The 14,120-nt window shown below is 72.6% G+C and carries 8 protein-coding genes; 3 read left to right on the top strand and 5 right to left on the bottom strand.

Features of this window, described 5'->3' with window-relative positions; translation table 11 throughout:
- Window positions 1-15: 15 nt before the first annotated feature.
- From ACWC5C_RS40040 to ACWC5C_RS40060, 5 genes are all read right to left on the bottom strand, one after another.
- A complete protein-coding gene (locus ACWC5C_RS40040) occupies window positions 16-282 on the bottom strand; it encodes a hypothetical protein (protein WP_450883947.1) in 267 nt (88 codons plus the stop codon).
- Window positions 279-5,000 carry a putative T7SS-secreted protein gene (locus ACWC5C_RS40045; protein WP_450883949.1) on the bottom strand — a complete coding sequence of 1,574 codons (4,722 nt, stop codon included), beginning with the start codon at window positions 4,998-5,000 and terminating at the stop codon, window positions 279-281. Before ACWC5C_RS40045 ends, ACWC5C_RS40040 begins: the two co-directional genes overlap by 4 nt.
- Entirely contained in the window at window positions 5,000-5,665 is a 666-nt protein-coding gene (locus ACWC5C_RS40050; RefSeq protein ID WP_450883951.1) for a hypothetical protein, read from the bottom strand. The genes ACWC5C_RS40045 and ACWC5C_RS40050 overlap by 1 nt, the downstream gene beginning before the upstream one ends.
- A complete protein-coding gene (locus tag ACWC5C_RS40055) occupies window positions 5,662-6,117 on the bottom strand; it encodes a hypothetical protein (RefSeq protein ID WP_450883953.1) in 456 nt (151 codons plus the stop codon). Before ACWC5C_RS40055 ends, ACWC5C_RS40050 begins: the two co-directional genes overlap by 4 nt.
- Before the next feature lie 85 nt (window positions 6,118-6,202).
- A complete protein-coding gene (locus ACWC5C_RS40060) occupies window positions 6,203-8,005 on the bottom strand; it encodes a glycoside hydrolase family 15 protein (RefSeq protein WP_385442267.1) in 1,803 nt (600 codons plus the stop codon).
- Between the two features lie 448 nt (window positions 8,006-8,453).
- Here ACWC5C_RS40060 and ACWC5C_RS40065 point away from each other — a divergent pair, with 448 nt between their 5' ends.
- From ACWC5C_RS40065 to ACWC5C_RS40075, 3 genes are all read left to right on the top strand, one after another.
- Window positions 8,454-10,109 (top strand): CTP synthase, encoded by a 1,656-nt coding sequence (locus ACWC5C_RS40065; protein ID WP_450883955.1) that lies wholly within the window; start codon window positions 8,454-8,456, stop codon window positions 10,107-10,109.
- Between the two features lie 91 nt (window positions 10,110-10,200).
- Window positions 10,201-10,827: an NUDIX domain-containing protein gene (locus ACWC5C_RS40070; protein ID WP_450883957.1), complete on the top strand. Its 627-nt coding sequence runs from the start codon at window positions 10,201-10,203 to the stop codon at window positions 10,825-10,827.
- A 1,242-nt stretch (window positions 10,828-12,069) separates the two neighbouring features.
- Complete coding sequence (locus tag ACWC5C_RS40075) at window positions 12,070-14,091, top strand: tetratricopeptide repeat protein (protein WP_450883959.1); 2,022 nt, start codon at window positions 12,070-12,072, stop codon at window positions 14,089-14,091.
- The last annotated feature ends 29 nt before the right edge of the window (window positions 14,092-14,120 follow it).

The raw sequence follows: 14,120 nt of genomic DNA on the forward strand, positions 1-14,120 counted from the left end.
GGGGATACGGGTGTCTCACTGACCGGCGGCGTCGCCCCGCAGCCGCCGCGCGGTGTCGATGTCCCGCCGCAGCGCGCTGAGCCGGGGCGGTTCGCGGGTCGCGTCCAGGACGACGACGTGCAGCTCGTCGCCGACCTGGGCCGGTGCGACGCTCTCGTCCCACCAGGAGGGATGCTTCACCTGGTCGATGAATCCGGGCACGCCGTCCACCTCGACCCTGGCTCCCACGGGGGCCACCGCGACCACCGTCACATCCAGCTCCTGGTGGTTGCGAAATGTCACGAAGGCCCTCCGAATATAGATACCCAACTGCGTCCCTGGGTCAGCTCATTGAATCTGTCGAGCTTCTCCACCGGGATCTCGAATTCCAGGCGCGCCGCCCCATTGGGGCCATTGAAGTCATGGACCTTGGCGTGGTCACCGAACTCTTCCAGGAACGACGGATGCATGTCGTATTTGACCATGCCCTTCGCGAAGTTCACTCCCGTCGGTCCAGCATACTCCGCGGCGACTGCCTTTTCGCCGAAGTAGATCTTCCCGTCGGACATGATGCCGCCGCCGATGTCCACGCCGGGCTGGTGGTTGGCCGGATTCGGGCCGTGCGCCAGCTCGTATTCCGCGTGGGCCCCCTTCGGGGTGCGGTAAATCGGGATGTAATCCGGCGCCAGCCCCAAGTGGTCCGTCCAGGTGTGGGGGTTGGCCACATAGGTGGACGGATTTGGAGCGGGAGCGAGACCGAGGGGATCCGGGGTGAGATAGCGGGCCGTTTCCGGATCGTAGTGGCGGAAGTAGTTGTAATGCAGGCCGGTTTCCGGGTCGGCGTACTGGCCCGGGAAACGGAGCGGGGTGTACGCGGTGCTTCCGGCGGACCACGCGGTGGCGCCCCACAGGGTGGCGCGGGTGTGCCAGGCGACCTCGCCGTGCTCGTCGACCAGTTCGGTCGGGGTGCCGACGAGGTCGGTGACGATGGCGAAGAAGCGGGAGTCGATCTCTTCCTGGTCGTCACCGAGGATGCGTTCGGTCTGCGCGATCGGCCGCAGATCCTGGTGGTCCCAGGTGAGGGTGACCGGGTGCGGCAGCCGCTGCGCCGTGGTGGTCTGCTCGCACAGCGTGCTGCCGTCCCAGGTGAAGTCGGTCCGCTCAAGGATCGTGGTGCCGTCGTCGGCGAGGCGGAGCTTGGCGGTGCGGCGGCCCAGCGGGTCGTAGAGGTACCGCCAGCGGATGCCGTCGGGCGTGGTGACGGAGGTGAGGCGGTCCTCGGCGTCCCAGACGTAGCGCCAGGTGTCGGGCTTGCGGGACAGCCGGGACTTCTGGCGCAGGGTGATGCGGCCGAGCCGGTCGTGTTCGTAGCGGACGCTTCCCGCGCGGGTGATGCGGGTGCCCTCGTAGGCGCGCTCGCCGGTGGCCTCGTGGCCGGGGTGGCCCTCGGGCCATGAGGCGGCGGTCTGGTTGCCCGCCTCGTCGTACGCGTACGTCTCGGTCCACCCGGCCGCGCGGACGGCGGTGACCCGGCCGCTCACGTCGAGATCGAGGTGCCGCGGCCCGTGCAGGGCGTCGTCCACGTCGGTGAGGTTGCCGTCGGCGCGGTAGGTGTAGCCGCGGTGCCGGACGCGGTCACCGGACGGGCCGGTGACGGTCTGCGCGGTGAGGCGGCCGACCGGGTCGAAGGCGTGGCTGAGGGTGAGGGCGTCGCCGATACGGCGGGTCAGCTCGCGGCCCGCGGCGTCATAGGTGAAGTCGAGGGCGCGGCCGGAGGCGGTCATGCCGGTGCGGTACCCGGCGGCGTCGTAACTCCAGGTGGTGGTCGCGCCGGTCGGCGTGGTGCGGCCGGTGCGCCGCCCCAGCTCGTCGTAGCGGTACGTCAGGGCGCGCCCGTCGACGGCTTCCGAGCGCAGCCGCCCATGGCGGTCGCGCAGCAGGGTGAGGGCGACGCCGTCGGGGCTGGTGGCCTGGGCGAGCTGGTCGGTGAGGTCGTAGGCGTAGGTGGTGATCCGCCCGTCCGCGTCCTTGCGGGTGATCTGGCCGAGCGCGTTGCGGTCGTAGGCGGTGGTCTGCCCCAGCGCGTCGGTGCGGGAGGTGAGACGGCCTGCCGGGTCGTGGCGATAGGCGAGCGTACGGTCGTCGAAGTCCGTCTCGGAGACCAGGCGCCCCGCCGCGTCGTAGGTGTAACTCCACGTCAGGCCCTGGGGGTTGGTGACCTGGGTGAGGCGCAGCTCGTCGTCGTGCTCGAACCGGTAGCGCGTGCCGTCCGGGGCGGTGCGGGCGGTGAGCAGGTCGAAGTCGGAGTACGCGAAGCGGGTGACGCCGCCGATCCGGTCGGTGTGGCTGGTGCAGTTGCCCTCGCCGTCCCAGGTCCAGGTCTCGGTGGCGCCGTCGGGGTGGACGCGGCGGGCGAGCCTGCCCTCGACGGTCCACTCCAGCCGGGTGGTGGCGCCGGTCGGGTCGGTGACGGCGGCGGGGCGGCCGAAGGCGTCGCGCGCGTAGCGGGTCGTGGCGCCGAGCGGATCGGTGACCTCGACGGGGAGGCCGGAGCGGTCGCAGCGGACGGTGGTCGTGTGGCCGAGCGGATCGGTGACCGCTATGAGCCGCCCCGCCTCGTCGTAGGCGAAGCGGGTGGTGCGGCCCGCCGGATCGGTGGACGAGGTCCGGTTGCCGCGCTCGTCGTAGGTGTGGCGGACCGTGTTGCCGTCGGGCCCCTTCACCTGGACGGGCAGGCCGAGAGCGTTATGGCGGACCGTCGTCTCGCGTCCGTCGGGGCGGGTGACGGACACCGCGTCGCCGTCGTCGTCGCCGTCCTCGTAGCGGTAGGCGGTGGTGTGGCCGAGCGGATCGGTCCGGGTGAGCAGGCGGTTGCGGCGGTCCCAGGAGTAGCGCGTGGTGTGGCCGAGGGGATCGGTCTCGGCGACGACCTGATGGGCTTCGTTGACGAGGAAGCGGCGGATGTGGCCCGCGCCGGTCGTGGTCTCGGTGACCCGGTGCCCGGTCGCCCGGTCGACGGTGTCGTACGTCAGACGCAGCGCCATATGGCCCGCGCCGCCGCCCTCGGCGACGCAGCGGTCCTGGTCGTCGTAGGCGTAGCTGTACGAGCGGTCGTTGGTGTCGGTCCACGAGGTGACACGGCCCCGGTCGTCGTAGCCGAAGCGCAGGGCCCGGCCCGAGGAGTTGACCACCTCGGTGAGCTGGCCCGTCTCGCCGTAGCCGTACCGTTTCACCTCCTGGTCGGTGCCATCCGGTCCCGCGCCCGCCAGCTGGAGCGCCGTGATCCGGCCGCCATCGGTGGTGACCTTGAGGTGCTGGCCGCCGCTGGAGACGATCGCGGTGGGGGCGCCGTCCCGGTCGTACTCGAAGGTGAGCCAGTTGCCGTTGCGGTCGTCGATCTGCTCCAGGACCGCGAGCCCTTCACCCCGGTCGGCGAAGTGCCGGACGAGGCCGGTGTCCGGGTCGGTCACGACGTAGCCGCCGTCCGTGCGGTCCAGCGGGCGGCGCGGGCCGTGGCTCGGCAGGACGGGGACGCCGAGGGCCGGGTGGGGGTAGTTGAGCAGCAGGCCGTCCTCGGTGACGAAGAGGACGCCCTCGGCGTCGATCTCCAGGCGCTGGTCGGCGGTGGAGGACCAGGAGGGGCCGAACCACCGGCCCAGCCGGTAGCCGGACTCGACGCGGCGGGTGAAGACCAGGGGCAGCGTGCCGGGCAGCGAGAGGTCGGTCTGCGGCAGGTACATCCGGCCCGTCGCCATGTCGATGGGGTCCGAGCCGTTGCTCTCCACCGCGTGCTGTTCGCGGGCGACCCGGTTCGGCCCGTGCGCGCCCGCCCCGCGTTCGGCGTCGCGCAGCGTGGAGCGCGCCGCGCTCTCTGCGCCCTCCTTGAGCCCGAGGCGCACTCCGCCCCGGGCGAGTCCGGCGCCTTTGGTGCCGATGAGTTCGGGTATGAGGCGGCCGATGAACTCGGAGGGGTCTTTCTTGAAGCCGTCGACGGCGGCGGTGACGATGCGTTCGGGGTGGGCGGCGGTGGAGACGAGGCCGGAGAGCGTCGTGGAGACGTTCTGCATGTACTCGGCGGGGTGGGTGAGGTTGTAGGGGTCGGTGGGGTTGAGGCCGCGGGCGAAGTTGACCAGCCCGGCGGTGCCTTTGAGAATGCCGCCGGCGACGTGGGTGAGTTCGACGTTGACGGCCTGGTAGCCGTCGACGATGTTGTCGCCCAGCCGGTCCAGCGGTGGGGGTTCGGCCGGGGCGTGGGCGAGGGCGGAGGTGACCTTGCCCTGGGCGTCGGAGGCCGCGCTGTTGCGCTGTTTGCGGGCCTCGGCGAGCTTGCTGTGGGCGGAGGCGATGTCGGCCTTGCCGGGGTCGGTGAAGGGGGCGGGCTTCGGGCCCGGGTCCTCGTTCGCCTTGATCTTGGCGTTGTAGGCGTCGGCCTTGTCGTTGTACGCCTTCACGGCGTCTTCGGAGGCTTTGCGGCCCTTCTTGTACAGGTCGATGGCGTCCTGCGCCTGGCGCTGGGCCCAGGCGACGGTGTCGGCGTACGCGTCCAGGGCGCTGCCCGCCGTCTCGCATGCCTCGGCCGCCCGGGCCCATTTGGTGGGGTGGACGCCGAAGGCCTGGCGGAAGCCCTCGCCGCCCTCGCCCTTCCATCCGGCCGAGTCGACTTTCCGCATGCCCTGGACGACCTTGTCGAAGGCGGTGTGGAAGTCCTTGAGATGCTTGGCGCTCTCGCGGATCTTGCCGGGGTTGCCGTGGATGAGTTCGTTGGCTTCCTCGGTCTCGCCGAGCTGTTGTTCGCCGGGGGTGGCGCCCAGGTCGGAGGCGACGTCGTCGCCCCAGTCCTCCACGGCGTCCGCCGCGCCTTCCAGGCCGACGTAGTCGAGTCCGTCGCCGACCTTGTCGGTGGCGTAGTCGATGCCTTCGCCGAGTTTCTTCTTGCCCTCGTCGATGAGGTCTTCACCGATGCTCAGGCCCTTGTTGACCCCGCTGGTGATGCCATCGCCGATGTCTCCGAAGATGCCCATCAGCCCTCACCGCCCGGGTCCGCGGGCTGCTGTGCGGCGGCCTGGGCGCGGGCTTCGGGGGAGGGGCCGAAGGTGTCGTCGAGCATCCGGTCGTACTCGGCGTCGGAGACACCGGCGGCACCGTGCAGGTTCTCGGGATTCAGCCCCAGCGGCCCGACCGTGTGGGAGGTCATCACATCCCGACCGGCGTCCTTCCAGCCCTGCGCGCTGTTGGCCATGGCCTGGTCGAAGGACTCCTTGCTGTAGTCCGCGCCGCCGAAGGCGCCGGAGGTGGCGATGTCGCCCCAGCCCTGCTGGGTGACCTCCTCCTCGGAGGCGTACGGATTGCCGATCGCCGCGTTGGCGACGACCTTGAGGCTGCCCTCGGCGTACTTCTCCGTCTCGTAGTACGTGCCCGCGGCCATGCCGGTCTTCTGGGCCAGCGCGTTGCCCTCGTTGATCAGCGACCGCACCCCCCACTCCCAGCGCTCGCAGAACGACGTGAACTGCCCCGTCAGCCCCTCATGACCCAGCTCCAGACCGGACAGCGCCAGGTCCCCGAAACCGCGCCCGGCCCCGGCCATGCCCACCATCCCGAGTTCCTTCAGCTCGCCCAGAGCCTCCGTCAGACCCTTGGCGATCAGGGCCAGTCCGTCGGTCTTGAGATCCCCGCCCCCGCCGCTCACGCCGCATCCCCCTCGTCCGTGTCCCGGTCGACGGCCACCGCGTCCGGAACGATCCCCTTCACCGGCGGGAAGACCATGCCGTCCTCGCCGTCCGCGCAGTCCAGGGCGACCCCGCAGGGCACCCCGGCGGCCGCGACGGCGACATCGAGGAGGCGGGCGCCCAGGACCGTCCGGTACGTCCACTCGCGGCGGTAGGCGCCGCGGGCCTCGGCGTACCGGGCCAGCGCCCGCTCGTCGGAGAACGCGAGGATGAAACGGATGCCGCCCCAGTCGGCGGTCAGCAGCCCCCGCTCCTCCTCGGCGCCGGGCTCGTCACCCAGCGGCACGAGCACGGCTGTCCGCCGGAACTCGCCCAGCAGCTCGGCGAACGCCCGTCTGCGCGCCGCCGCTTCAGGATCCTCGGACGCTCTGTTCAGCGGCGGCCTGTCCGCCCCGCCCCCGTAGTCAGACATACGGCCATCATCACGACTGCATCAAGCCAAAACAACGCCGTTGTCGTCACACCATCGTCACAACCCTTGCGGAAAGGGCGCCGCGTCAGCCGCCGTACGCGCCGGAGGCGGTCAGCCGCAGGGCGGTGTCGATCAGGGGGACGTGGCTGAACGCCTGCGGGAAGTTGCCCACCTGGCGCTGGAGCCGGGGGTCCCACTCCTCGGCCAGCAGGCCCAGGTCGTTGCGGAGCCCGAGCAGCTTCTCGAAGAGCCTGCGCGCCTCGTCCACCCGGCCGATCATCGCCAGGTCGTCGGCGAGCCAGAACGAGCAGGCGAGGAAGGCGCCTTCGTCGCCCTCCAGGCCGTCCACGCCCGCGTCCTCGCCCGCGGTCGGGTAGCGCATCACGAAGCCGTCGGAGGTCGACAGCTCGCGCTGGATCGCCTCGATGGTGCCGATGACCCGCTTGTCGTCCGGCGGCAGGAAGCCCATCTGCGGGATGAGCAGCAGCGAGGCGTCCAGCTCCTTGGAGCCGTAGGACTGGGTGAAGGTGTTGCGCTCGGCGTCGTAGCCCTTCTCGCACACATCGCGGTGGATCTCGTCACGCAGATCGCGCCAGCGGTCCAACGGGCCGTCCACATCGCCCGATTCGATCAGCTTGACGGTGCGGTCGACGGCGACCCAGGCCATCACCTTGGAGTGCACGAAGTGGCGGCGCGGGCCGCGCACCTCCCAGATGCCCTCGTCGGGCTCGTCCCAGTGCTCCTCCAGGTAGCGGATCAGCTTGAGCTGGAGCACGCTCGCGTAGTCGTTGCGGGCGAGGCCCGTCATATGGGCGAGGTGCAGCGCCTCGGTGACCTCGCCGTAGACATCCAGCTGGAGCTGGCCCGCCGCGCCGTTGCCGACCCGGACCGGCTGGGAGTTCTCGTAGCCGGGCAGCCAGGTCAGCTCGGCCTCGGACAGCTCGCGCTCACCCGCGATGCCGTACATGATCTGCAGGTTCTCCGGGTCGCCCGCGACGGCGCGCAGCAGCCATTCGCGCCAGGCGCGCGCCTCCTCGCGGTAGCCGGTGCGCAGCAGGGAGGACAGGGTGATCGCCGCGTCCCGCAGCCAGGTGAAGCGGTAGTCCCAGTTCCGTACGCCGCCGATCTCCTCCGGCAGCGACGTGGTGGGCGCGGCGACGATGCCGCCGGTGGGGGCGTAGGTGAGCGCCTTGAGGGTGATCAGCGAGCGGACGACCGCGTCCCGGTAGGGGCCGTGGTACGTGCAGTGCTCGACCCACTCCCGCCAGAACGCCTCGGTCGCCTCCAGCGCGGCCTCCGGCTCGGGCAGGGCGGGCGGCTCCTTGTGCGAGGGCTGCCAGCTGATCGTGAAGGCGATCCGGTCGCCGGGGGCCACCGTGAAGTCGGCGTAGGTGGTGAGGTCCTTGCCGAAGGTGTCGACCTCGGTGTCCAGCCACACCGAGTCGGGACCGGCGACGGCGACCGTCCGCGAGTCCACCTTGTGCACCCACGGCACGACCCAGCCGTACGAGAAGCGCATCCGCAGGCTGGAGCGCATCGGCACCCGGCCGCTGACCCCCTCGACGATGCGCACCAGCTGCGGGGCGCCGTCCCGGGGCGGCATGAAGTCGATCACGCGGACCGTGCCGCGCGGGGTGTCCCACTCCGACTCCAGGGCGAGTGAGTCGCCCCGGTAGCGGCGGCGGTCGGCGACCGGCGGCTCGCTTCCGTTGGTGTGGGCGGGGCCCAGCCGCCAGAAGCCGTGCTCCTCGGTGCCGAGCAGACCGGCGAAGACGGCATGGGAGTCGAAGCGCGGCAGGCACAGCCAGTCGACCGTCCCGTCCTTACAGACGAGAGCGGCGGTCTGCATATCACCGATGAGTGCGTAGTCCTCGATACGCCCGGCCACGTGCTTCCCCAATCGAACGGCCGTATGCCCCTGCGGGCGTGCTTACGGTCTCCGGAAATATTGGACGAGCTCTTGTTCCGGAGGCGTGCTGGTGGTGCCGTGCCGGGGCTCGCGTAGCGTTTCGTCCGAGCAGGATACGACGGCGGACTGTGATCCGCTTGAGCCCGTCCATATCGTGGCTCGCGTCACGACCGCCGATCGGGTGGTGGGATCGATACGCGTCGTTGTCATGACAGCGTACGGTGCGGCAGAGGCGCGGCGGGCGGTGCCACGCGGACGGCCTCCACCGGCCGCCCCGGGGCACTGATACCCTGGTAGCCCGTGGAGCGGCGGGCACAAAACCCCCGAACCTCAGCGACGGCGCCCCCGAGAAATCGGGGCGGCGGCCGGACCGCACCCCTCACGACGCGACCACGGGAGCCCCCTTTTGGCCATTGCCGCTAAGCCCATGACGACCAAGCACCTCTTCGTCACCGGGGGTGTCGCTTCTTCACTCGGCAAGGGCCTGACCGCCTCCAGCCTCGGTGCGCTCCTCAAGGCGCGGGGTCTGCGGGTCACCATGCAGAAGCTCGACCCGTACCTGAACGTCGACCCGGGCACGATGAACCCGTTCCAGCACGGTGAGGTGTTCGTCACGAATGACGGCGCCGAGACCGACCTGGACATCGGCCACTACGAGCGGTTCCTCGACGTCGACCTCGACGGCTCCGCCAACGTGACCACCGGCCAGGTCTACTCCAGCGTGATCGCCAAGGAGCGGCGCGGGGAGTACCTGGGTGACACCGTGCAGGTCATCCCGCACATCACCAACGAGATCAAGCACCGCATCCGGCGCATGGCCACCGATGACGTCGATGTCGTCATCACCGAGGTCGGCGGGACCGTCGGCGACATCGAGTCGCTGCCCTTCCTGGAGGCCGTCCGCCAGGTCCGCCACGAGGTCGGCCGGGACAACGTCTTCGTGGTGCACATCTCCCTGCTGCCGTACATCGGCCCGTCCGGTGAGCTGAAGACCAAGCCCACCCAGCACTCGGTCGCCGCCCTGCGCAACATCGGTATCCAGCCGGACGCCATCGTGCTGCGCGCCGACCGCGAGGTCCCCACTTCCATCAAGCGCAAGATCTCGCTGATGTGTGACGTGGACGACGCGGCGGTGGTGGCCGCCATCGACGCCAAGTCGATCTACGACATCCCGAAGGTGCTGCACTCCGAGGGGCTGGACGCCTATGTCGTCCGCAAGCTGGACCTGCCCTTCCGTGATGTGGACTGGACCCAGTGGGACGACCTGCTCAAGCGGGTCCACCAGCCCGACCACGAGGTCACGGTCGCGCTCGTCGGCAAGTACATCGACCTGCCGGACGCCTATCTGTCCGTCACCGAGGCGCTGCGCGCGGGCGGGTTCGCCAACAACGCCCGAGTGAAGATCAAGTGGGTCACGTCCGACGACTGCAAGACGGCCGCCGGTGCCCGGCAGCAGCTGGCGGACTGCGACGCGGTCTGCATCCCCGGCGGCTTCGGCGACCGGGGCGTCATCGGCAAGGTCGGCGCGATCACCTACGCCCGCGAGAACAAGATCCCGCTGCTGGGGCTGTGTCTCGGCCTCCAGTGCATCGTCATCGAGGCCGCGCGGAACCTGGCGGGCATCTCGGGCGCCAACTCCACCGAGTTCGAACCGGCCGCCACCGACCCGGTGATCTCCACCATGGCCGAGCAGCTGGACATCGTCGCGGGCGAGGGCGACATGGGCGGCACCATGCGGCTGGGCATGTACCCGGCCAAGCTCGCCGAGGGCTCGATCGTCCGCGAGGTCTACGACGACCAGCCGTACGTCGAGGAGCGCCACCGCCACCGCTACGAGGTCAACAACTCGTACCGGGGTGAGCTGGAGAAGAAGGCCGGGCTGGTCTTCTCGGGCACCTCCCCCGACAACAAGCTGGTCGAGTACGTCGAGTTCCCGCGCGAGGTCCACCCGTACCTCGTCGGCACCCAGGCCCACCCGGAGCTGCGCTCCCGGCCGACCCGCCCGCACCCGCTCTTCGCGGGTCTGGTGAAGGCGGCAGTCGAGCGACTGACCGCTGGTGAGGGGCCGTCCGCCGGAGCCTGACCGATACGGTTGACGGGGGAAGCGGGTGGCCTTGAGCGGCCCGCTTCCCCCGGCCACCACCCGCATCCGGAAAGGACGCTGAGGCAGCGCAATGGGCATCCAGGACACCCCCGAGGAGTGGCGGACCGTCGCCACCGCCACGCCGTTCACCGGCAACAAGACGAGCGTGCGCACCGACGAGGTCGTCATGCCCGACGGCTCCACGGTCACTCGCGACTACCAGGTCCACCCCGGCTCCGTCGCCGTCCTGGCCCTCGACGACGCGGGCCGCGTCATCGTGCTGCGCCAGTACCGCCACCCGGTCCGCCACCGCCTCTGGGAGATCCCGGCCGGTCTCCTCGACATCCCCGGCGAGAACCCCCTGCACGCCGCGCAGCGCGAGCTGTACGAAGAGGCGCACGTCAAGGCTGAGGACTGGCGGGTGCTGGTGGACGTCTACACCACGCCCGGCGGCTGCGACGAGGCCGTACGGGTCTTCCTCGCCCGGGAGATCTCGGCGGCGGACGGCGAGCGGTACGAGGTCTCCGAGGAGGAGGCCGACATGGAGCTGGCCCGGGTACCGCTGGACGAGCTGGTGCGGCTCGTGCTCGCCGGTGACCTGCACAACAACTGCCTCGCGGTGGGCGTCCTCGCCCTGCACGCCGCGCTGACGGGCGACGGCGCGGACACCCTCCGCCCCGCCGACGCCCCCTGGCCCGCCCGCCCCTTCGAGGCATAACCGGCCCGGGGCCCGCGGCCCTTTGCCATCGCCTCGCAGCGACGACGCCCCGGCCCGCCGCTCGCGGGCACCCCTGCACCCGGCGGATGCCGCCCCATTCGAGCCGCATCCGCCCGGGGTGCTGCGGCCCGGACTCGCCCGGGGGCGGGGGCCGCTGCCCTGCCCCGCCGCGCGCTGCGCCGGGGCGGCCGGGGCGCCCGGTGCCCGGCGGAGGCCCGCCCGTCCGTGGCGGGGCCACTCCTGGCGCGGCCCGGATCACGTCCCGGCCCCCCGCATGGGCCCCGCCGCGCCGGTGCCCGCTGCTTGCGGGCGTCGCTGCGCTCGGCGGATGCCGACGCGTTCGAGCCGCAGCCGCCCGGGGTGCTGCGGCCCGGACTCGCCCGGGGGCGGGCCCGCTGCTCTCGCCCCGCCGCCGCGTTTTGCCGCGCCGGGGTGGGCCACTCCTGGCGCGGCCCGGATCACGTCCCGGCCCTCGCATGGCCCCGCCGCGCCGGGGCCTGCTGCTTGCGGGCGTCGCTGCGCTCGGCGGATGCCGACGCGTTCGAGCCGCAGCCCTCACCACACCGCGACAGCGCCCTGCCCCCCGTGCGCCGTGCCGGGGTGATGCTGCTGTCCGCGCTTGCGGGCGATGGCGTGGGCGTTTCGGTGGGGGCCACGCCCGGCACGGACCGGACCCGGGGGATCCGGTCCGTCCGCTGCCGCACCTCGCCGGGCCGCCCCTTGCCGCTCCGGGGGGCCGCTGTCTCAGCCCCGCCGGGGCCTGCAGCGCAGCCGCCGGACCAGGCGGGGTTCGGCCGCGCCGCCCTCCCTCGTGCCGGGCCGCTGCCCTCGCCCCGCCGTGACGGTGGCGTGGCACCCGCCCGCCCCCGCGTTGGCCGCCCGGGTGTCTGCTGTCGCCGCTGCTCGCGGGCCATGGCTTGGGCGTTCCGCGCCCGGCGGATGCCCGGTGGCCAGCCCGTCTCTTCGCGGCGTAGCCGCCGGGGCGGGCCCCGCCCCGGCGTGGACGTCTTTGGGCGGCCCGCCCGTTCGAGACGTAGCGGCCGTGGGCCGCGCCGGGGCGCTGCCGTCTCCTTCGCGGCGGCGGGGTGGGGGAATGGCCGTCGGACCATCCGATGGGGTGATTTTCGGTCCGCGTCACCGGCCCGGAGTGCCCGGGAGCTGACGTGCAGTGAACTACGCTCGTACGAACCCTGACCGCAGCCGCGGCGGGCTCGTATGCGCAGGTGGACGGGAGTGGGGCCCGTGGCGGAGCAGGCGGTCGACACCGACGGGGAGCCCCTGGGCGAACCCGCGGACGGGGATGCGGACGGCGTGCCTCCGGCCCGTGGCGCAGCCGACGGCGGGGTGTGGAGCGGCGCGACGCGCGCGGTGCTGTTCGCGGCCGCCGCCACCGTGGGCCGGGGGTTCGCTGGTCGCCGCCGGGAGCTGCTGGCGCTGCGGGCCGACATCGACCGAGCCGGGCTGGACACGATCGCGGGCCGCAAGGCCGCCCGCAGCCGGGTGCTGCTCATCGCGGGGCGGCCCGGCTGGGGCCGTACCGCGCTGGCCGAGGAGCTGGCCCGGCGGCTGGCGGACGACTACCCCGACGGGGTGCTCCAGGCCCGGCTGATGACGTCGTCCGGGGACCCCGTGCCCACCGAGCGCACCGCCCGCGACCTGCTCGTACGGCTCGGCGTGACCGCCCCGCCCGGGGCGGACGAGGACGAGCTGGGCGAGATGCTCCGCGACGCGCTGGACGGCAAGCGGGTCCTGCTGCTGCTCGACGACGTGGCGGGCGCCGAGCAGGTCGACGCGCTGCTGCCGGACGAACCCGACTGCCTGGTCATCGCGGTCTCGCGGGGCCCGCTGACCGGCGTACCGGACGTCCGCCCGTGCACCGTCGGCGGGCTGGACGTGAGCGCGGCGGTCGGGCTGCTCGCGCAGTCCGCCGGGCCCACCCGGATCACCTGCGACCCGGTGGCCGCGCAGACCCTGGTCGAGGAGTGCGCGGGGATGCCCGCCGCGCTCGTGCTCGTCGGCGGCTGGCTCGCCGCCCGGCCCAAGGACTCCGTGGCCGACGTCATCGAGCGGCTGCGCGAACTGCCGCCGTCCGAGGTGGACGTAGACCGTGGCGCCCGCCCGCTGGCCCGCGCCTTCCGGCTGGCGTACGGCTCACTGCCCCCGGCCGCCGCCCGGATGCTGCGGCTGCTGGCGCTCGCGCCCGCCGGAAGCGCCGACGCGCACACCGCGTCCGCGCTGGCCGGATGCTCGGTGGCGGACGGCCAGGCGGCACTGGAGGGCTTCGCCGGGTACGGGATGCTGCGGCCGCGCGAGAACGGCCGGTACGAGCTGCCCGGCTGCCTCGACCCGCTGCTGCGCCGCCTGCTGGAGGCGACGGAGCGCCCGGCGGAGGTGGAGCTGGCCCGGGCCCGGATGCTGGAGCGCACCGTACGGCAGCTGTACGCGTGCAGGCTGGCCACCGAGCCGCAGGACTCCCCGGCCCGCAAGAAGCTGGCGGCGCTGCCGGGGTCGCTGCGGTTTTCGTCGTCGGCGGAGGCGGGGGAGTGGCTGGAGAGCCGGTTGCCCACGCTGGTCGAGGCCGCCCGGGTGGCCGTCGAGGCCGGTGAGGTCGACACCCTCGCCCGGCGGCTGGTGGCCGCGCTCACCCACGCGCTGACCGCGCACCGGGGCGCCGAGGGCGCGGCGCCCGAACTGTACGGGCTCCACCAGCTGGTGCTGGACGTGGCCCGGCGCCGCGACCTGCCGGTGGAACGGGCGGCGGCGCTGCTGAACCTGGGCGACCTGGACGCGGGCGCGGGCCGCATCGACACCGCCCTCGCCCGCTACAAGGGCGCGCTGGAGGCGGCCCGCGCGGCGGACGATCCGTACACGACCGGGCGCGCCCTGGAATCCATCGGCGGGACGTACCAGGAGCTGGAGGACTGGAGCCGGGCCGCCGACTGGTACGGCCGCGCCCTGGAACTGCGGCTGAGCCGCCGCGACCTGGCCGCCGAGGCCCGGCTCTACGCCCGGCTGGGCACCGTACGCGGCTACGCGGGCCGCTGGGCCGAGGCGCTGCGCGACTGGCGGGCCGCCGCGGCCGCCTGCCGCCGGGCCGGGGACCTGGCGGGATACGCGCGGGCGCTGAGCGGCACGGCGAAGGCCCAGGAGAAGACGGGGCGGTCGAAGGAGGCGCTGCGCAGTTGGTCGGACGCGGCCGCGGCGGCGCGGCGGGCGGACGAGTGGGCCAGGTCACAGCGGTCTCAGCGCGGTGAGGACACATGACGCCGCAGGGCCACGAACCCCGGGATTGA

It is taken from the genome of Streptomyces sp. NPDC001700 (assembly GCF_053596435.1).

Bases quoted from the DNA above. Each gene is read 5' to 3' on its own strand.
- ACWC5C_RS40070 (WP_450883957.1), top strand. From the start codon at position 10,201: ATGGGCATCCAGGACACCCCCGAGGAGTGGCGGACCGTCGCCACCGCC.
- ACWC5C_RS40045 (WP_450883949.1), bottom strand. From the start codon at position 5,000: ATGGGCATCTTCGGAGACATCGGCGATGGCATCACCAGCGGGGTCAAC.
- ACWC5C_RS40065 (WP_450883955.1), top strand. From the start codon at position 8,454: ATGACGACCAAGCACCTCTTCGTCACCGGGGGTGTCGCTTCTTCACTC.
- ACWC5C_RS40055 (WP_450883953.1), bottom strand. From the start codon at position 6,117: ATGTCTGACTACGGGGGCGGGGCGGACAGGCCGCCGCTGAACAGAGCG.